Source organism: Streptomyces sp. NPDC043861 (genome assembly GCF_056435905.1).
On record NZ_JBWKDP010000011.1, the window covers coordinates 162,316 to 182,136 of the forward strand.

The following is a 19,821-nucleotide window of genomic DNA, read 5'->3' on the forward strand; positions in this document are numbered from 1 at the left end:
GTAAATATAGGCTGTCCGGGCTGTGCGTGGGGGTCCCCCCGCCGTAGGCACAAGGAGTGTCGGGCGAGGATGGTCCGTACGGACTCGATATGAGGGGGAGCGTGCCCCGTGCGGGGCGATGCAACCGCCCCGCACACGACATGGCATGTGCCGGAGTCACGCCTGCTTCGGCGTGGCCGCCCCCTTCTTCGCCTTTTCCGCCCCGGCCGGACCCCTGCCGGCGGCCGCCGTACCGGTTCCTTGCGCGGTGGCGTCCTTCACGGCGGCACCGTTCACCGCGGAGTCCTTCACCGAGTCCTTGCGCAGCCGGAACCAGTAGAAGCCATGACCCGCCAGAGTCAGCAGATACGGCCACTCGCCAATCGCCGGGAAACGCACGCCGCCGATCAGCTCCACCGGGTGACGGCCGTTGTACCGCCGCAGATCGAGCTCCGTCGGCTGGGCGAACCGCGAGAAGTTGTTCACGCAGAGGACGAGATCGTCCCCGCCCTCCTGCGTCGAGGGGGCCTCCCGCAGGAAGGCCAGCACCGCCGGGTTCGACGACGGGAGTTCGGTGTAGGAGCCGAGCCCGAAGGCGGGATTCTGCTTACGGATCTCGATCATCCGCCGGGTCCAGTGCAGCAGCGACGACGGTGACGCCATCGCCGCCTCGACGTTGGTGACCTGGTAGCCGTAGACCGGGTCCATGATGGTCGGCAGATAGAGTCGGCCGGGATCGCACGAGGAGAAGCCGGCATTCCGGTCCGGGGTCCACTGCATCGGCGTCCGCACCGCATCCCGGTCGCCCAGCCAGATGTTGTCGCCCATCCCGATTTCGTCGCCGTAGTACAGGATCGGCGAGCCCGGCAGTGACAGCAGCAGGGCCGTGAACAGCTCGATCTGGTTGCGGTCGTTGTCGAGCAGCGGCGCGAGTCGGCGCCGGATGCCGATGTTGGCGCGCATCCGCGGATCCTTCGCGTACTCCGCGTACATGTAGTCGCGCTCTTCGTCGGTGACCATTTCGAGCGTGAGCTCGTCGTGGTTGCGAAGGAAGATGCCCCACTGGCAGTTCTGCGGGATCTCCGGAGTCTTGGCCAGGATCTCGGAGACCGGGTAGCGGGACTCGCGTCGTACCGCCATGAAGATCCGTGGCATCACGGGGAAGTGGAACGCCATGTGGCACTCGTCGCCCCCCGACGGGAAGTCGCCGAAGTAGTCGACGACGTCCTCGGGCCACTGGTTCGCCTCGGCCAGCAGCACCGTGTCCGGGTACTGGGCGTCGATCTCCTTGCGCACCCGCTTGAGGAAGTTGTGGGTGGCGGGCAGGTTCTCGCAGTTGGTGCCCTCCTCCTGGTAGAGGTACGGCACGGCGTCGAGGCGGAATCCGTCGATCCCGAGGTCGAGCCAGAAGCGCAGGGCCGCCAGGATCTCGTCCTGCACCACCGGGTTCTCGTAGTTGAGGTCCGGCTGGTGGGAGAAGAAGCGGTGCCAGTAGTACTGCTTGCGCACCGGGTCGAAGGTCCAGTTGGAGGTCTCCGTGTCGACGAAGATGATCCGCGCGTCCTGGAACTGCTTGTCGTCGTCGGCCCAGACGTAGTAGTCGCCGTAGGGCCCGGTCGGGTCCTTGCGGGACTCCTGGAACCACGGGTGCTGGTCGCTGGTGTGATTCATGACGAAGTCGATGATGACCCGCATGCCGCGCTGGTGCGCGGCGTCGACGAATTCCACGAAGTCGGCGAGGTCGCCGAACTCGGGAAGCACGGAGGTGTAGTCGGCGACGTCGTAACCACCGTCACGGAGAGGGGACTTGAAGAACGGTGGCAGCCACAGACAGTCGACGCCCAGCCATTGCAGATAGTCCAGCTTGGCGGTGATTCCCTTCAGGTCGCCGACGCCGTCGCCGTTGCTGTCCTGGAAGGACCGCACGAGCACTTCGTAGAACACGGCGCGTTTGAACCAGTCGGGGTCCCGGTCCTTCGCCGGAGTGTCCTCGAAGAGGTCGTGGACGGGCTCGTTGACGATCATGATGTGGGTGACCCTCCGATCGGCGGGGACGGTCGCAGGACCACGATGTGCGCAGGCATGACGCCCGGCTCGAGGCGCACATAGGCGGCCCTGCCCCAGTGATAGGTCTCGCCGGTGAGCTCGTCGCGCACCGGTACGGTCTCGTGCCAGTCGAGGCCGAGCTCCGGCATGTCAAACGAGACCGTCGCCTCCTGGGTGTGGTGGGGGTCGAGATTGACGACCACCAGAACGATGTTCGAACCCGATCGCTTGCTGTACGCGATGACGGCCTCGTTGTCCGCATGATGGAAGCGGATGTTCCGCAGCTGCTGCAGCGCCGGATGCCGGCGCCTGATCCGGTTGAGCGCACTGATCAGCGGCGCGATGGTGAGCCCCTCACGCTCGGCCGACTCCCAGTCACGGGGCCGCAGTTGGTACTTCTCCGAGTCCAGGTACTCCTCGCTGCCCGGCTTCAGCGGCGTGTTCTCGCACAGCTCGTAGCCGGCGTAGACGCCCCACGTAGGGGCCAGCGTCGCGGCGAGCACCGCCCGTGCCTCGAAGGCCGGCCGGCCGCCGTCCTGGAGATACGCGTGCAGGATGTCGGGGGTGTTCACGAAGAAATTGGGGCGCATGTACGCGGCGGCGTCGCCGGACAGCTCCGTCAGGTACTCCGTGAGCTCGTGCTTGGTGGTACGCCAGGTGAAGTAGGTGTACGACTGCTGGAAACCGATCGCTGCGAGCGTGTGCATCATCGCCGGGCGGGTGAACGCCTCGGCCAGGAAGACCACATCGGGGTCGGTGCGGTTGATCTCGCCGATCACCGCCTCCCAGAAGACGACGGGCTTGGTGTGCGGATTGTCCACGCGGAAGATCCGCACACCATGGGCCATCCAGTGCCGCAGAACCCGCACTGTCTCCCTGACCAGGCCCTTCATGTCCTTGTCGAAGGCGATCGGGTAGATGTCCTGGTACTTCTTCGGCGGGTTCTCGGCGTAGGCGATGGAGCCGTCCGGGCGGTGGTGGAACCACTCCGGGTGCTTCTCCACCCAGGGGTGGTCGGGAGAGCACTGGAGCGCGAAGTCGAGGGCGACCTCCATCCGCAGATCGCGGGCGCAGCGCACGAAGGCGTCGAAGTCCTCGAGCGTGCCGAGATCCGGGTGGACCGCGTCATGGCCGCCCTCCGGGGAGCCGATCGCCCAGGGGACGCCGACGTCGTCGCGGCCGGCGTCGAGGTTGTTGTTGGGGCCCTTGCGGAAGGTGGTGCCGATGGGGTGGATCGGCGGCAGGTACACCACGTCGAAGCCCATCGCGGCAATGGCGGGAAGTCGCTGTGCCGCGGTCCTGAAGGTGCCGGAGACGAGCTTGCCGCCCCTGACCCTGGCGCCCTCGGAGCGCGGGAAGAACTCGTACCAGGACCCGAACAGCGCACGTGTGCGCTCGACCTGGAGCGGCAGCGGGTCCGACGCGGTGACCAGCTCGCGCAGCGGATGGCGCGCGAGCGCGGCGGCCGTCTCCGGGGCGAGGGCGGCGGCCAGCCGGTCGCCGGCCGCCCGGGTCACATCGCGGAGTGCGTCCGCGGCGGCGAGCACCGCCTCCCGGCCGTCCTCCTTCGGTACGCCCGCGGCGGCGCGTTCGTACAGCTCGGCGCCCTCCGCGAGCACCGTCTCCGTGTCGATACCGGCCGGGATCTTGATCCCGGCGTGGTGGCGCCAGGTGGCCAGCGGATCGCTCCACGCCTCGACGGCGTAGGTCCACCGGCCCTCGGTGTCCGGGGTGACATCGGCACCCCAGCGGTCGGTGCCCGGCGCGAGCTCACGCATCGGCGTCCAGGGGCCGGGCCGCCCGCCCGGGTCGCGGAGCACGACATTGGCCGAGACTGCGTCATGGCCTTCGCGGAAGACGGTGGCGGAGACCTGGAACGTCTCGCCGGCCACCGCCTTGGCGGGCCTTCTGCCACGGTCGACGAGCGGGCGTACGTCGAGAACGGGAATGCGGCCAATCAGCTGGTTCACGGCATCACCTGGGGGCTGAGCGGGCATGGCGGGTCGAGCGGGCGGGTCCGCGTCACGGGGTGCGGGAGTTCTTTGTAACTGCTCCGTCGACGACTGGCGGGCTGCGGGCATGGCCGCTCCTGTCCGCGTTCACTCGGATGGCTGCGTGTGTGTGCGTGCGCGCCGGTGGGTACCGGAGGAGCCTTCCCACGCACCGCCGGGGGGCAATCCGGTGGTTGGTTAACTACTAGGAGGTAGCGGTGCGGACAAGCCCCGCACGCCCCCTGGCCTGATTTCCGGGGTCCGTGGTGACCCCCCGGGGACGGCGCTGTTGCCAGGAGGCAGGGGTGCGGACAAGGCTTCGCGCGTCCACGGGTACCCGGGGACCGGCAGACGAAGCACACCGGGAAAAGGAACCGGCCCCGCCGGCTGGGGCGGGGCCGGCTCTCGGCGGCTGCGGCAGGGTGGGTCAGCCGGTCACCTGCAGCAGCCGGTTCGGGGAGCCCGGACCCGGGCGGGTGACACGGCCCCTGGCCGCTGCTTGCGTCAGGGCGCGGGCGACATCGGCGGGTGCCGCACGCGTGTGCCCGGCGAGGTACAGCGCGGCAGCGCCCGCCGCATGAGGGGATGCCATCGACGTACCGGAAAGGGTCCGTGTCGCCGTGTCACCGGTGTGTGACGCGGACGTGACGGCCACACCGGGGGCGAACAGATCGAGGCCCGCACCCCAGTTGGAGAACCCCGCGCGTCTGTCCCGGCCGTCGGTCGCGCCGACCGTGACCGCCTCCCCCACCCGAGCGGGGGAGAACAGCCCGGCAGGCAGCCCGTCGTTGCCGGCGGCGATGGTGTACGTGACCCCCGAGGCGATCGAGTTGCGGACCGCGGCGTCGAGTTGGGGGTTGGCATAACCGCCCATGCTCAGATTCGCCACAGCGGGCCTGCGTGCGTGCTTCGTCACCCAGTCGATCCCGGCGATCACCTGCGAGGTGGTGCCCGTACCTGCGTCGTCCAGCACCCGCACGCCGACGACGTCCGCCCCCTTCGCCACGCCGTACGAGGCACCGGCTGCGATCGCGGCGACATGGGTGCCGTGACCGTTGTCGTCCTGCGCGGTCGCATCGCCGTCGATGAAGTCCCAGCCGCTGCGGGCGCGTCCGCCGAAGTCGTGGTGCGAGGCGCGGACCCCGGTGTCGATGACGTACACGGTGGTGCCGCGGCCCGCACTTCTCGGCCCGGTGTACGAGCCGTCGAGCGGCAGTTCCCGCTGGTCGAGCCGGTCCAGGCCCCAGGGCGGCGGCGACTGCCTGTGCTCCAGGCGCACTGCCGTGTCCTGGACGACCGAGGCGACCCCGGGATCGGCCGCGAGGCGTCTCGCCGACGCGGCGTCGGCGCGGACTGCACAGCCGTTCAGCGCGGAGCCGTAGGTGTGGCGGACACTCGCCCCGTACTTGCGCGCGAGGTCCTCGGCTGCACGGGGCCGGGCTCCGGTACCACCTGGCCCCGGTCTGAGCGTGACGATGTAGCTGTCGCCCACGGTGCCGGGTGCTCCGGCGCCCACGATGCGGCCCTCCGGGGGCGCGGCGCGGGCGGCGGGCAGTGCCACGGCCGAGAGAACGGCCGCCACGGTGAGGGCGGTCAGTGCCGCCGCCCGCCCGGCGTGTGCTCGCTCCGGTCTCATGCGCTGCGTCTCCCTTCTCAACCGGGCACGCACCCGGCGGAGTCGGGAAGGAGCCGGGACCCCGTCGGGCACGGGCGCGCCACACGGCAGCCTCTCGTGCGCCCTGAGACGCCACAAGGTCGCACGAGGGGGCGGAATCGGTCATACCTGTCACCAGGCCTGCCACCGTGATCGGCCGGACCCCGTCGGACCCGTTGCCGCCGGAACTGGCCGCATCCGCCGTCTCGCTCGCCGGGGTGCTGCGCACCCTCAAGACGTTCCGGGCCCGTCACTTCGGCATCGCCCGCAAGGCCTACGGCGAGGCGGTCCGGATGTACGACGTCGGCAGCGGCGGTGCGCCCGTCGCGCTGCTGCGCACCGTACTCGACCTGACCCGCGCGAACGAGACGCTGGTGCGCCGTGCGGGTGAACGCGGGCGCGTCCCCGCCGGCCGCTCCGCACGCTCGTGAGGCACCCCGGGGGCGGCCGTGCGGCGCCGGGGCCGGCATCGCCGGCGGTGCGGCAGACGCCCGACGGCGTTCCACCGCGCGGGGGAGGCGAAGGCCTTGCCTGTCGATGCGCCCTCCTCGCGCCGTGGATGAGGAGGGTGTGACCCCACTACGGTCGGGGTGAAGGCAACATCCCCTCCAGGCGCACAGCGTTGTGTGCCCCGGATGCGTACCTCCGCTGCGAAGGTGGGACCTGTGAAGGCCATTCGTCGATTCACCGTCCGCCCCGTCCTCCCCGAACCGCTCGGCCCGCTCAACGAGCTGGCCCGCAATCTGCGCTGGTCCTGGCATCCGGGAACCCGGGAACTCTTCCGGGCAGTCGACCCCGGAGAATGGCGTTCGGCCGGCGGCGATCCGGTACGGCTGCTCGGCGCCGTGTCCGGCCGCCGGCTCGCCGTGCTCGCCGGGGACCGGGAATTCCTGCGCCGGCTGGCCGACGCCGAACGCGATCTCGGCGACTATCTGCGCGGCCGCCGCTGGTATCAGAACCAGGAGACCGACGGCGAGCCGCTGCCCGCTGCCGTCGCCTACTTCTCGCCCGAGTTCGGCATCACCGGCGCCCTGCCGCAGTACTCGGGCGGCCTCGGCATACTCGCCGGTGACCACCTCAAGGCCGCGAGCGACCTCGGCGTCCCCCTGATCGGCGTGGGGCTCCTCTACCGCCACGGCTACTTCCGGCAGTCCCTGTCGCGCGAAGGCTGGCAGCAGGAGCACTACCCCGTGCTCGACCCCGACGAGCTGCCCCTGACCCTTCTCCGTGAGGCAGACGGCGGTCCGGCGCAGGTCGCGCTGGACCTGCCCGGCGGCCGCTCGCTGCGCGCCCGCATCTGGCAGGCGCAGGTCGGCCGTGTACCGCTGCTGCTCCTCGACTCGGACGTGGAGGAGAACGCACCGGGCGAACGCGATGTCACCGACCGGCTCTACGGCGGCGGCAGCGAGCACCGGCTGCTGCAGGAGATGCTGCTCGGCATCGGTGGGGTGCGCGCGGTCCGCACCTACTGCAGGCTGACCGGCCACCCCGAGCCGGAGGTGTTCCACACGAACGAGGGCCATGCCGGGTTCCTCGGCCTGGAGCGCATCCATGAACTCATGCCGTACGGACTCGACTTCGACTCCGCTGTGGAAGCGGTCAGGGCCGGGACCGTGTTCACCACGCACACCCCCGTCCCGGCCGGCATCGACCGCTTCGACCGCGAACTCGTCGCCCGCCACTTCGGTGACGACGGCGAACTGCCCGGAGTGGACGCCGGGCAGGTCCTGGGGCTCGGTATGGAGAGCTATCCGGGCGGCGAGCCCAATGTCTTCAACATGGCGGTGATGGGCCTGCGGCTGGCCCAGCGCGCCAACGGCGTCTCGACGCTCCACGGCACGGTCAGTCGCGAGATGTTCGCGGGTCTGTGGCCGGGCTTCGACCCGCCCGAGGTGCCGATCACCTCGATCACCAACGGGGTGCACGCCCCGACCTGGGTGGCCCCCGAGGTGTCCCGCCTCGGAAACGGGGACGCGGTCATGGAGTGCGGCGACTCCGTGATCTGGGAGGTGCGGCGGGAACTGCGCGAACAACTGGTGTGCGAGGTACGCCGGAGGCTGTACGCGTCATGGCGGCAGCGCGGTGCCGACACGGCGGAGCTGGGCTGGATCGAGGGGGTACTCGACCCGGGCGTCCTCACGATCGGCTTCGCCCGCCGCGTCCCTGCGTACAAGCGGCTCACCCTGATGCTGCGCGACCGCGACCGGCTGACGGAGCTGCTGCTCCATCCGACCCGGCCGGTGCAGATCGTGGTCGCGGGCAAGGCACATCCGGCCGACGACGGCGGGAAGCGGCTGATCCAGGAACTGGTGCGGTTCGCGGACGACCCGCGGGTGCGCCATCGCATCGTCTTCCTGCCCGACTACGGGATGGCGATGGCGCGCACGCTCTACCCGGGCTGCGACGTCTGGCTCAACAACCCGCTGAGGCCGCTGGAGGCATGCGGCACCAGCGGGATGAAGGCGGCGCTCAACGGCTGCCTCAATCTCTCGGTGCTGGACGGTTGGTGGGACGAGTGGTACGAGCCCGACTTCGGCTGGGCGGTGCCCACCGCCGACGGCTCCGCGGCCCATGACGACGACCGACGTGACGACCTGGAGGCCGCCGCCCTCTACGGCCTGATCGAGGAGCGCATCGCGCCGCTCTTCTACGACCGTGGTCAGGACGGAATCCCCGGCCGCTGGACCGAGATGGTCCGCCGCACCCTCACCTCGCTCGGCCCGAAGCTGCCGGCGGACCGGATGGTCCGTGAGTACGTGGACCGGCTGTACGCACCGGCGTCCCTCGCCCATCGCACGCTCGCCCTGGACACGGACGCGGCCCGGGAACTGGCGGCCTGGAAGCACCGGGTGCGCACCGCCTGGCCGGGCGTCGCCGTCGACCATGTCGAGGCGGACACGGCTCTCGCCAGCGCGGAGCTCGGCTCCACCCTCGCCCTGCGGGTCTGCGTCGCGCTGGGTGAACTCCAGCCGGACGATGTGGAGGTGCAGGCCGTGGCGGGCAGGGTCGACTCCGACGACGCGATCGGCGACGCGCAGGTCTTCCCCCTGAAACCCACTGCCGCGGGACCGGACGGGTCGGGGCGCCGGGTCTACGAGGGCCCGCTCGCGCTGGACCGGACCGGCCCCTTCGGCTACACGGTCCGTGTGCTGCCCGCGCACCGGCATCTGCCCTCCGGCGCCGATCTGGGCCTCGTGGCGCTGCCGACCGAGGCGACGGGGGAGGGGGCCGGGGTGCTGATGCGCTGACGTTGCGAGGCGCCGACAACGGCAGCAGTCCCCGACCGGTGCGGTCCGTCGGTGCATCGGCCGTGGGTGCAGCCGGTCCTCACAGCACACGAAACCGCCCGGGGAGAACGGGAGTTCTCCCCGGGCGGCCTCCGGATCAGGCTGTGACTACGGGAACGTCAGCTTGAAGCTGTTGATGTACCCGGTGTCGTAGCGGGCGACGTCCTGGACCTTCAGCTTCCAGGTGCCGTTGGCGACCTCGCTCGACGCGTTCACCGTGTACGTCTCGACCACGTTGTCCGCGGAGTCGCTTCCGCTGGAGTTCTTCATGCGGTACGCCGTGCCGTCCGGGGCCACCAGATCGATGACCAGGTCACCGCGCCAGGTGTGGACGATGTCGACGCCGACCTTGAGTGCGGACGGGGCGTTGCCCGTGATGCCCGAGACGGTGACCGAGGACGTGGCGGTGCCGAGGTCCGGGATGTTCACGTCGGCCGTGTTCTCGAAGGTCTTGCCGCCGGGGTCCGGGCCGCCGGGACGGGCGCCGACGTTGATGCCGGCCCAGGCGTCGGTGACGGACTTGACCTCGGGGCTGCTCGCTCCGTACAGCTCCGTAGCGACCGCGATGGTGCCGGTGCGGGCGGCTGCGTAGTTGGTCGTCGAGTTGAACTTCGTCGTGAGCGCCTTGAACCAGATCAGGGACGCCTTGTCACGGCCGATGCCGGTGACCGGCAGACCGTCGGAGGTCGGCGAGTCGTAGTTGACGCCGTTGATGGTCTTGGCGCCGCTGCCCTCGGACAGCAGGTAGTACCAGTGGTTCGCCGGACCCGAGGAGTAGTGCACGTCGATGCCGCCGATGCCCGAGTACCAGGCGTCCTTGGACCGCGTGTCCTTGCTCGGCTTGTCCATGTACCGCAGGGGGGTGCCGTTGCCGTTGATGTCGATCTTCTCGCCGACCAGGTAGTCGCCGACGTCCTGGGCGTTGTTGCCGTAGAACTCGACGGCCGCGGCGAAGATGTCGGACGTCGCCTCGTTGAGGCCGCCGGACTCACCGCTGTAGACGAGCTTCGCGGTGGCGGAGGTGACGCCGTGCGTCATCTCGTGCGCGGCCACGTCGATCGACGTCAGCGGCTTGACGTTGGCGGAGCCGTCGCCGTAGGTCATGCAGAAGCAGCTGTCCTGCCAGAACGCGTTGACGTAGTTGTTGCCGTAGTGGACCCGGGAGGACGCGCCGACGCCGTCGCCCTTGATGCCGGAGCGGCCCTGCACGTTCTTGTAGTAGTCCCAGGTGAGCGCGGCGCCGTAGTGGGCGTCGGCGCCGGCCGTCTCGGCGTTCTGCGGGGTGCCGTCGCCCCAGGTGTCGTCGGGGCCGGAGAAGAGCGTGCCGGTGCCGGACGTACCGCGGTTGAGGTTGTACGTCTTGTGGCTGCCGCGGTTGGTGTCGGTCAGGGTGTACGACGGCGCGGTGCCGAGGGTCACCTGTCCGCTGTACATGGTGTTGCCGGTACCGGTGTGGACGGCCTGCCACTCGTAGAGCTTCTTGCCGGTGGCCGCGTCGGTGACGACGTGCAGCTCGTTCGGGGTTCCGTCGTGCTGCAGCCCGCCGACGACGGTCTCGTACGCAAGGGTCGGCTTGCCCTGGGCCATCCAGACGACCTTGCGTGGGGCGCGGTCGGCGACGGTCTTCTTCGAGCCCTCGGCGCGGGCCGCGGCGACCGCCTGCTTCTCGGCGGCGGCCGGGGCGACGTCGGCACTCGTGTCGACGTTCTTGAGCACGGATGCAGAGGCCTTGGTGACCGACTCGGTCCTCCCGGCCTTCGTCTCGGCGACCACGAGGTCACCGCCGAGGACGGGGAGCCCGGCGTACGTGCGCTCGTACCGCGTGTGGGTCGTGCCGTCGCGGTCCTGGGTGACGTCGCGGACGAGGAGCTTCTCCTGGGCGGTGAGGCCCAGTTCCTTCGCGGTGGCCGCCGTGGTGGCGTTGGCCTCGCGCAGCAGCTCGGCCCGCTGGGCGGGGGTGAGCTGCGCGGGCAGGGCGCCGGGATCGGCGGCCGAAGCGGCCTGGTTCTTCGGGGCGGCGGCGGTCGGGGTGCCCGCGGCGGTGGCGGAACCCGACTGAACTCCGACGGCGACCATGGCCGCGGCAGCGAGCAGAGCACCGGTCGCGGTGGCGCGGCGACGTCTGGGCGTGGGTCTCACGCGAACTCCTTCTGCGAGGGGGGTACCGGCGGCTGGGTGGGCCGTCCGGGCAGAGCTGCAGAGCAACGGAGCATGTGGTGCGCGGATCGTGGGAAGCGTGGCAGGAGTAAGTGGCGTCTGTCAGGAGCGCGTCAAGAGATTGGCCGGAAACCGTCCGTTCCCTGAAACGTCATGTTCGTTAAGCGGACGTTTCGCCGATCATTGCCGGCTCGTCACCGGGCGGCCGGGCCAGCCCGAACGCGAAGAGAGCGCCGGGATTGCGCACGAAGTCGCCCCGGCCGGGAGGGGTGGGGACCAGAGGGTACGCGCCACCGCCACCATCCGCCATGAAGGTGGCTCGTTCTGCCGCGTCCGGCGGGGTTTGTTGTTTGGCCGCGCGCGGCCCCGGGCACCCCGGCCCGGGCCGCGCGCGGCACCGGGTACTCGGCGGCGCCGAGGCGCGCGCGGGATCCGGGACCTCAGTCCCTGGGGTCCAGCCACAGCGCCTCGGCCACCGCGCACAGCTCGCCGTCCGCCCTGGCCAGGGCCACGCCCATGGTGTGCTTGCGGCCCGACTCCGACAGGAGCCAGGCGAAGGAGATGTGCGGCTCGCCCGTCACGACCGGGCGGAGCAGGGTTCCCGTCAGCGCCGCCGTGACCGCGCCCGGCCGTTGCGCCCCCAGCATGCGTCCCGCCCAGTTCCCCGGGCAGTCGAGCGCGCCCCACACGAGCCGGGGCGGCAGCAGCCCGGACGGCTCGGCGAGCGCTTCGGACGGCACCCAGGCGGAGGCGACGACCTCACGGCCCGGCACCGGCGTGCAGTGCTGGCGCAGACCCCGGTCGGGCGTACGGTCCAGCCCGCAGCCGAAGCAGTCGACCAGCCCCGGCGGCGGAGCCGCCCGGAACGCCTCCGCCGCTGCCACCGCCTCGTCCCAGGAAGGCGCTCCCGGCGCCTCGGGAGCCGTGGCGGCGGGGGACGCCGTCGCCAGTGCCCGGTCGCCGACCCTCAACTCGGCGCCTCCGCCGGCCGTTTCGGCGAGCGTCACCGGTGCCCCGACCGGCACCGGCCCCCGGAAGTCCACCCGTACCGTCTTCGCCCCCGTCCGCTCCGCGAGCACCCCGGCCACATAGCCGCCGAAGGCCACACCGGGATATCCGACGTACAGCTCCGGCACCACTATTGCGTCAGTCGTCATGGCCCTACTCCACCACACCGCCCCGCGCGGGTTCCGTGCACAAGGGCCGGTGGGGCGCGCAGACCGCAGGACGGCCACCCGCACGGCGCCGGTCCCGCGCCGCCGGGGGGACCTCGGCCGTTCGTCGAGGTCCACAGCCGTGCCCCGAGCAGGGGGGCGTGGAGCCGCGCCGAGCCGGGGGCCGGGCCGTGACGCACGACGTTCGCGTGGTGGTTTCCGGTGTCCGTTCGTCACGGGACACACGAGCCTGCGTGCCCCGTCCGTGAGGCCGCCGAGGAACGGCCTCGCCGCCGTCGTCGGTACGGAGCCGGCCGCACCCATGGAACCCCGTAGCCGGGCGATGATGCCCGGGCGGAAATCGGCCACAGCGATGTCCGGGCGGCGACGCCCGAAGGGGGCCTCGTAGTCGCACGGGACGCCGCCCGTCGGCGTCCCGGGCGGCCTGACAGGAGAGATGCACGAGCCGGTCGCCGTCGGTGACGGTGGCGGGGGTGACCCGCGGGCCCCGCCCGCGGTGACGGCCTCCCGCAGCTCCGGGTCACCGGCGAGGCCGAGGTGTCCCATCGAGGGCCTGCGGGCGCGGCGGGGGCAGGGTCCGCTGTCCGGGCCGGTCCTGGGCGCCGTCACCGACCGGCCCCACCGTCAGCGGCCCCGGCCGCGCCCTGCTCGGCCGGCTCGGTGGCCGTGCCACCGCGCCACAGCGCCACCGCGGCGCCGCTGACGTCCGACCGCCCGCTCCCGGCCCCGCCCGCCCGGCCGCTGCCACCCGTCCCGGGCCGGGGCTGACGGAGCCCGCGGAGCGGGGGGACATCAGACCAGGCTGTCCTGCCACGCCCGGTGCAGATCGGCGAACCGGCCTGCACCGCCGATGAGTTCGTCCGGACGGCCGTCCTCCACGATCCGGCCGCCCTCCATCACCAGCACCCGGTCGGCGATCTCCACGGTCGACAGCCGGTGGGCGATCACCACAGCCGTACGGCCGCGCAGCACCGTGTCCATCGCCCGCTGCACCGCCCGCTCGCCCGGGATGTCGAGCGAGCTCGTCGCCTCGTCGAGGATCAGTACCGCCGGATCGGCCAGCAACGCCCTTGCGAAGGCGACGAGTTGCCGCTGTCCTGCCGAGATCCGGCCGCCCCGCTTGCGTACGTCCGTGTCGTAGCCGTCCGGCAGGGCGCTGATGAAGTCGTGCGCGCCGATCGCCTTCGCGGCGCGCTCGATCTCCTCGCGGTCCGCGTCCGGCCGCCCGATCGCGATGTTCTCCGCGACCGTTCCGGAGAACAGGAACGCCTCCTGCGTCACCATCACCACGCCCCGCCGCAGTTCGGGAACGGCGAGGTCACGCAGATCGACGCCGTCGAAGAGGACACGGCCCCCGGTGGGGTCGTAGAAACGGGCCAGCAGCTTCGCGAGCGTGGACTTCCCGGCACCGGTGGAGCCGACGACCGCCACGGTCTGGCCCGCCGGGATCGTCAGGCCGAAACGGGGGAGCACCTCGCCGCCGGTCCGGTAGGCGAACCTGACGTCCTCGAAGACCACGGCCCGCCCCGGCTCTGCCCCGTCCCGTCGGGGGAGCCCGACGGGACGTACGGGCTCCGGCACGGACGGCGTCTGGGCCAGCAGCCCCGCGATCTTCTCCAACGAGGCCGCCGCCGACTGGTAGGAGTTCAGGAACATGCCGAGCCGGTCGATCGGGTCGTAGAGCCGCCGCAGATAGAGCACGGCGGCAGCCAGCACACCGAGTGCGAGCGTCCCCTCGGCCACTCGATGGGCGCCCCACAGCACGATCCCGGCCACGGCGGTGTTGGCGACCAGCCGTGAGCCGATGACGTACCGCGCCATCTCCAGCAACGAATCGCCGTTGCTGCGGGCATGACGGTCGTTGAGGGTACGGAAGCGGTCGTCATTGGCGCGCTCACGGCGGAAGGCACGCACCGGACGGATGCCGTTCATCGTCTCCGCGAACTTCACGATGACGGCTGCGATCGCAGTGGACCGCTCCGCGAACACAACGGCGGCACGGCGTTGGTAGAGCCGCACGAGCACATACAGGGGGACGAAGCTGAGCACCGCGAGACCACCGATGCCGGCGTCCAGCCAGAGCAGCATCGCCGAGATGTAGACGAAGGCCAGGACCACCGCGAGGAGCTCCTGCAGGCCCTCGCTCAGGAGTTCGCGCAGCGACTCGACGTCGGTGGTGGAGCGGGAGATGAGCCGGCCTGATGTGTACCGCTCGTGGAAGTCGACGCCGAGTGCCTGCGCATGGCGGAAGATGCGTCCGCGCAGATCCAGCAGGACGTCCTGATTGACCCGGGCGGCGGCGCGGATGAAGGCGTACTGGAACGCACCGGACGCGCTCGCGGACACGGCGTATGCGACGCCGACGGCCACGAGCGGCCCGTGGTCGCCGGCGCGCAGTGCCGGTACGCCCCGGTCGATGGCGTACGCGACGAGCAGCGGCCCGGCCTGGGCGGCGGCCTGCTGCACGAGCAGCAGGAGTGCGGCGATGACGACACGGGCGCGGCGGGGTGCCAGCAGGGACCGCAGCAGGGAGCCGGTCGCACCGTCCGGCGCGGGCAGGGCATCCCGGTCGAACGAATCGTTCGAAGCCGTCATCGGGCAGCCTCCTCGGCATGGCCGCCGGACATCAGCCAGGCGTACTCGGCGTTGTCCCGCAGCAGTTCGTGATGGGTCCCGACGGCGGTGATGCTTCCGCCGGACAGCAGGGCCACCCGGTCGGCGAGCAGCACGGTGGACGGCCGATGGGCCACGACGAGGGCGGTGGTGTCCTCCAGGACCCGGCGGAGCGCGGCCTCGACCAGCGCCTCGGTGTGCACGTCGAGCGCCGACAGCGGGTCGTCGAGGACCAGGAACCTCGGCCGCCCGACGACCGCGCGGGCGAGCGCGAGCCGCTGCCGCTGACCACCGGAGAGGCTGAGCCCCTGCTCGCCGACCTGGGTGTGCACGCCCTCGGGGAGCCTCTGCACAAAGCCGGCCTGTGCCACGTCCAGCGCCCGCAGCACCGCGTCGTCGTCGGCGTGCTCGGCTCCCATGCGGACGTTCTCGCCGACGCTCGCCGAGAACAGGGTGGGTTCCTCGAAGGCCATGGACACCAACTGCCGCAGTTCTTCGCGCGGCAGCGCGGCGATGTCCCGTCCGTCGAGCATGATCCGTCCCCTGGTCACGTCGTACAGACGCGGCACCAGCGCGGTCAGCGTCGTCTTCCCGGATCCGGTCCCGCCGACGAGTGCCATGGTCTCGCCCGGTCTGATGTGGAGATCGATCCGCCGCAGCACCGGTGCGGAACCGGGACTCGCGTCCGGGTAGCGGAACTCGACGTCCTCGATGACGAGTCCGTCCCGACCGCCCGCGACGGCCGCTGCGGTCCGGTGGGAGTCGTGGTCGCCCGGTGACCGGGTGCCGGGCGACCCGTTCCCGCCGGCGGCCGGGGACGGACCACCGCCGGGCTGCCCCCGCTCCGGCCGGGCGGGCGCCCCGGCGGGACCGTCCGCAGGCGTACGCGCATCCCGTTCCCGGCCCGCGCCCGGCGCTGCGGAGCACGCGATCACCCCGTCGGCGCCGACGGTCGCGGCGCCCTCCGTACGTGTCGCGGCCGGTGCCGCCGCGCCGCCCACCCGGTCGTGGTCGCCCGGGTCTTCGGCCGTCCCGGCACCGGCCGCCCTCGAGGCGTCGCCGACGGGTGACCCGACAGCCGCATCCTCTGCCGGCCCCCGCTTCCGGCCAGGCGCGGGCATGCCGTTCTCGACGTGGCGGTGCCCGCCCGCATGTGACGCGCCCGTGCCGTCCGGCCGGGCCCCCGTCGCAGGGATCCGGCTCTCCGCGGGGGTACGGGCAGCGCCGTCGTCCGACGAACGGGACGCCGAGAGCCTCTCGTTCGTGGGAGCGGCCGCGGACCCGCCGCCGTCGCCGCTGTCGGCCGTGGCGCCGGCCGCATGTGTGCCGGCCGCCCCCGCGTCCCCGTGGAGGGCCGGGGAGGAGCCATCGTGCTCCTGCCCGGATTCCTCTGCCGTGTCCATGACCTCGAAGAAGCGGTCCGTGGCCGTCGCGGCCTCCTGGCTCAGCGCCAGCAGAAAACCCATCGCCTCCACCGGCCAGCGCAGCGCAAGCGCCGTGGAGAGGAAGGCCACCAAGGTGCCCGCGGAGAGGTCGCCGTCCGCCACCTGGACGGTGCCGAGTACCAGTGCCACGCCGATCGCCAGTTCGGGGACGATCATGATCACGGCGAAGATGCCGGCCAGCAGCCGGGCCTTGACCAGCTCGGTGCCACGCAGCCGCTTCGCCAGCGCGCGGAAGGCCCTCGCCTGGCTGCGATGGCGGCCGAAGCCCTTGATGATGCGGATACCGAGCACACTCTCCTCGACGACCGTGGTGAGGTCGCCGACCCGGTCCTGTGCCGTTCGCGCGACCGTCGAGTAGCGCGACTCGAATCTCGCGATCAACCACACCAGCGGGGCGACCGGCGCCAGCAGGATCAGCCCCAGCGTCCACTGCTGCGCCAGCAGGATCCCCGCGCCGACGACGATCGTCACCGCGTTGACGAGCAGGAACGTCAGCGGGAACGCCAGGAACATCCGCAGCAGCATCAGGTCCGTCGTGCCGCGCGACAGCAACTGTCCCGACGCCCAACGGTCGTGGAAGGCCACCGGCACCCGCTGCAGATGCCGGAACAGATCCGCCCGCATCGCCGCTTCGACTCCTGCCAGCGGGCGCGCCACCAGCCATCGCCGGAAGCCGAAGAGGACCGCCTCGGCAATCCCGAGCAGCAGCAGATACAGCGCACCCAGCCACACCCCGCGGGCATCGCCCTCCGCAACCGGCCCGTCCACCATCCACTTGAGGACGAGCGGGAACACGAGACTCAGACAGGACGCGATCACCGCGACGAAAGCCGCGGTGATCAGACGGGCCCGTACCGGGCGTACGTACGGCCACAGCCGCAACAGCGAACGGACGGCGGACCGGTCATCCTCGGCGACTGCAACTGTTGTGGACATCAGTAGCGAGCCTACGGTTCACCACTGACACGGCCCACCTGTTTTCCGGCGGCCCCGAAGCGGACGGGGTGGCCTTCGGCGGCCCGCGGCCGTCCCATGCGTATCGCACAGGGGTCCCGGCCGGGGCCCGGCACGGGCCCGCGCCACGATGCCCACGGCGCGTGCCACCCCGGGAGGCCGTCAGCTCTCCGCGACCCGCAGCAGCAGCACCGAACGTGCCGGCACCGTCAGCTTTTCGCCGCCCCGGTGGACGGTTCCCGGCGCGACCGACTGCTCCTCCAGCGAGGTGTCGACGACCAGCTCGTACGTCCGCGCCCAGGGCGGCCCCGGGAGCCGGAACTCCGCCGGGCGGTGACCCGAGTGCAGGACTGCGAGGAAGCTGTCGTCGACGACCGGGGCACCCCGCACGTCCCGGCCCGGGATGTCCCTGCCGGAGAGGTAGAACGCGACCGTGGACGCCGGTGCGTACCAGTCCTGTTCGGTCATCTCGGTGCCATGCGGTGTGAACCACGCCAGGTCCCGCAGTCCGTCCGCGGTCTGCGGCCGCCCGGAGAAGAACGCCCGCCGCCGCAGCACCGGATGCCTGCCGCGCAGCGCCAGCAGGCGTGTGGTCAGAGCCAGCAGTCCACCGGGTCCGGGCTCGTCGCGCAGCGACCAGTCGACCCAGCTCACCTCGTTGTCCTGGCAGTAGGCGTTGTTGTTGCCGCCCTGTGTACGTCCCATCTCGTCGCCCGCGACCAGCATGGGAACCCCGGTGGACAGCAGCAGCGTGGTGAGCAGGTTGCGGATCTGCCGACGCCGCAGTGCGTTGGTCCGCGGGTCGTCCGTCTCGCCCTCCGTTCCGCAGTTCCAGGCCCGGTTGTCGTTCGTGCCGTCCCGGTTGCCCTCGCCGTTCGCCTCGTTGTGCTTGCGCTCGTACGAGACCAGGTCCCGCAGGGTGAAACCGTCGTGGGCGGTGAGGAAATTGACCGAGGCGTACGGCCGCCGGCCGCCCCAGGCGTAGAGGTCGCTGGAGCCGGAGAGCCGGTAGCCCAGATCCCGTACATCGGGCAGCGCGCCGCGCCAGAAGTCCCGTACGGCGTCCCGGTAGCGGTCGTTCCACTCGGTCCACAGCGGCGGGAAGGCGCCCACCTGGTAACCGCCGCTGCCCACGTCCCAGGGTTCGGCGATCAGTTTCACCCGGCGCAGCACCGGGTCCTGGGCGATGACCGCGAGAAAGGGGGAGAGCATGTCGACGTCGTGCATCGACCGGGCGAGCGCGGCCGCGAGATCGAAGCGGAACCCGTCGACCCCCATCTCGGTGACCCAGTAGCGCAGCGAATCGGTGATCAGCCGCAGCACCTGGGGCTGGACCACGTGCAGGGTGTTTCCGCAGCCGGTGTAGTCGGCATAGCGGCGGGCGTCCGGCTGCAGGCGGTAGTAACCACGGTTGTCGATGCCCTTGAGGCTGAGCGTCGGACCCAGCTCACCGGACTCCGCCGTGTGGTTGTAGACGACGTCGAGGATGACCTCGATGCCCGCTGCGTGCAGCGCCCGTACCATCCGCTTGAACTCGCCGACCTGCTGCCCGGCGGTCCCCGATGCGCTGTACGCCGCGTGCGGGGCGAAGTAGCCGATCGAGTTGTAGCCCCAGTAGTTCTTGAGCCCCCGCCGCAGCAGATGGTCCTCGTGCGCGAACTGGTGCACCGGCAGCAGCTCGACCGCGGTCACGCCGAGGCGTACGAGATGGCCGATCGCGGCCGGGTGCGCGAGGCCCGCATAGGTACCGCGCAACTCCTCGGGGATGTCGGGGTGGAGCGCGGTGAAGCCGCGCACGTGCAGCTCGTAGATGACCGAGTCCGCCCACGGCGTTTTCGGGCGGCGGTCGTCCGCCCACTCGTCGTCGGGTGCGTCGTCGTGGACCACCACACCTTTGGGTACGTGGGGCGCCGAGTCCCGGTCGTCGCGCACGGTGTCGGCGACGTACTGCTGCGGCCAGTCGCGGACATGCCCGTACACCTCGGGCGGCAGCTGGCCGTACTCGATCCCGGGGACGGCGCCCCGGCCCCCGAATTCGCCGTCCACAGCACGTGCGTACGGATCGAGGAGCAGTTTCGCCGGATTCCAGCGGGCGCCGGTCCAGGGGTCCCAGCGGCCGTGCACCCGGAAGCCGTACCGCTGTCCCGGCCGGACGCCGGGAACGAAGCCGTGCCAGATCTCATGGGTGAGTTCGCCCAGCGGGATCCGGGTCTCATGGCCCGCCTCGTCGAACAGACACAGTTCGACGGCCTCCGCCCCGCCGGCCCAGAGCGCGAAGTTCGTGCCCGCCACCCCGTCGGGCCCGGTCCGGTAGCGCGCGCCGAGCGGCGTCGGCGCACCCGGCCAGACGTCGGGAACCGGACCTCGGGGGTCCGGTTCCAGGTGCTCCCTGTGCCGCCCGTTGAGCGCGGGGCGCCGCACCGCATCAGGGGACGACAGCCCCCCTTCCCGCACTGCCTCCTGCTCGGCTGCGCTCGACACGTGTCGGCCTCCCGCGGCTCGTCGGTCCACACGGGTGCT

At 71.4% G+C, this 19,821-nt stretch carries 10 protein-coding genes; 2 read left to right on the forward strand and 8 right to left on the reverse strand.

Translation table 11 applies throughout. The features are described 5' to 3' along the window. Positions 1 to 156: 156 nt before the first annotated feature. The 3 genes from treS to AC068D_RS24670 form a co-directional block, all read right to left on the reverse strand. Positions 157 to 2,004: a maltose alpha-D-glucosyltransferase gene (gene treS / locus AC068D_RS24660; protein WP_478825209.1), complete on the reverse strand. Its 1,848-nt coding sequence runs from the start codon at positions 2,002 to 2,004 to the stop codon at positions 157 to 159. Further along, positions 2,001 to 3,986, reverse strand: a complete 1,986-nt coding sequence (locus AC068D_RS24665) for an alpha-1,4-glucan--maltose-1-phosphate maltosyltransferase (protein WP_478825320.1) — start codon at positions 3,984 to 3,986, stop codon at positions 2,001 to 2,003. Before AC068D_RS24665 ends, treS begins: the two co-directional genes overlap by 4 nt. A gap of 457 nt (positions 3,987 to 4,443) precedes the next feature. After that, positions 4,444 to 5,652, reverse strand: a complete 1,209-nt coding sequence (locus AC068D_RS24670) for a S8 family peptidase (protein WP_478825210.1) — start codon at positions 5,650 to 5,652, stop codon at positions 4,444 to 4,446. 167 nt (positions 5,653 to 5,819) lie between these two features. On the opposite strand from AC068D_RS24670, the gene AC068D_RS24675 reads away from it, so the two are divergent. Together AC068D_RS24675 and glgP are read left to right on the forward strand one after the other, a co-directional pair. Beyond that, complete coding sequence (locus tag AC068D_RS24675; protein ID WP_478825211.1) at positions 5,820 to 6,101, forward strand: hypothetical protein; 282 nt, start codon at positions 5,820 to 5,822, stop codon at positions 6,099 to 6,101. A 234-nt stretch (positions 6,102 to 6,335) separates the two neighbouring features. Beyond that, entirely contained in the window at positions 6,336 to 8,918 is a 2,583-nt protein-coding gene (gene glgP, locus AC068D_RS24680) for an alpha-glucan family phosphorylase (RefSeq protein ID WP_478825212.1), read from the forward strand. Positions 8,919 to 9,065: 147 nt separating this feature from the next. On the opposite strand, the gene AC068D_RS24685 is transcribed toward glgP, so the two are convergent. The 5 genes from AC068D_RS24685 to glgX form a co-directional block, all read right to left on the reverse strand. Beyond that, positions 9,066 to 11,096, reverse strand: coding sequence for a M4 family metallopeptidase (locus tag AC068D_RS24685; protein WP_478825213.1), 2,031 nt, complete (start codon positions 11,094 to 11,096; stop codon positions 9,066 to 9,068). A 458-nt stretch (positions 11,097 to 11,554) separates the two neighbouring features. Next, on the reverse strand, positions 11,555 to 12,271 hold the full coding sequence (locus AC068D_RS24690; RefSeq protein WP_478825214.1) for a hypothetical protein: 717 nt from the start codon (positions 12,269 to 12,271) through the stop codon (positions 11,555 to 11,557). 810 nt (positions 12,272 to 13,081) lie between these two features. Next, positions 13,082 to 14,884 (reverse strand): ABC transporter ATP-binding protein, encoded by a 1,803-nt coding sequence (locus AC068D_RS24695; protein ID WP_478825215.1) that lies wholly within the window; start codon positions 14,882 to 14,884, stop codon positions 13,082 to 13,084. Then, a complete protein-coding gene (locus tag AC068D_RS24700) occupies positions 14,881 to 17,283 on the reverse strand; it encodes an ABC transporter transmembrane domain-containing protein (RefSeq protein ID WP_478825216.1) in 2,403 nt (800 codons plus the stop codon). The genes AC068D_RS24695 and AC068D_RS24700 overlap by 4 nt, the downstream gene beginning before the upstream one ends. Before the next feature lie 180 nt (positions 17,284 to 17,463). Next, complete coding sequence (gene glgX / locus AC068D_RS24705; protein WP_478825217.1) at positions 17,464 to 19,782, reverse strand: glycogen debranching protein GlgX; 2,319 nt, start codon at positions 19,780 to 19,782, stop codon at positions 17,464 to 17,466. Between the last annotated feature and the right edge of the window lie 39 nt (positions 19,783 to 19,821).

Excerpts from the sequence above, each read along its gene's own strand:
- treS (WP_478825209.1), bottom strand. The coding sequence starts at position 2,004 with ATGATCGTCAACGAGCCCGTCCACGACCTCTTCGAGGACACTCCGGCG.
- AC068D_RS24670 (WP_478825210.1), bottom strand. The coding sequence starts at position 5,652 with ATGAGACCGGAGCGAGCACACGCCGGGCGGGCGGCGGCACTGACCGCC.
- AC068D_RS24690 (WP_478825214.1), bottom strand. The coding sequence starts at position 12,271 with ATGACGACTGACGCAATAGTGGTGCCGGAGCTGTACGTCGGATATCCC.
- AC068D_RS24695 (WP_478825215.1), bottom strand. The coding sequence starts at position 14,884 with ATGACGGCTTCGAACGATTCGTTCGACCGGGATGCCCTGCCCGCGCCG.
- AC068D_RS24700 (WP_478825216.1), bottom strand. The coding sequence starts at position 17,283 with ATGTCCACAACAGTTGCAGTCGCCGAGGATGACCGGTCCGCCGTCCGT.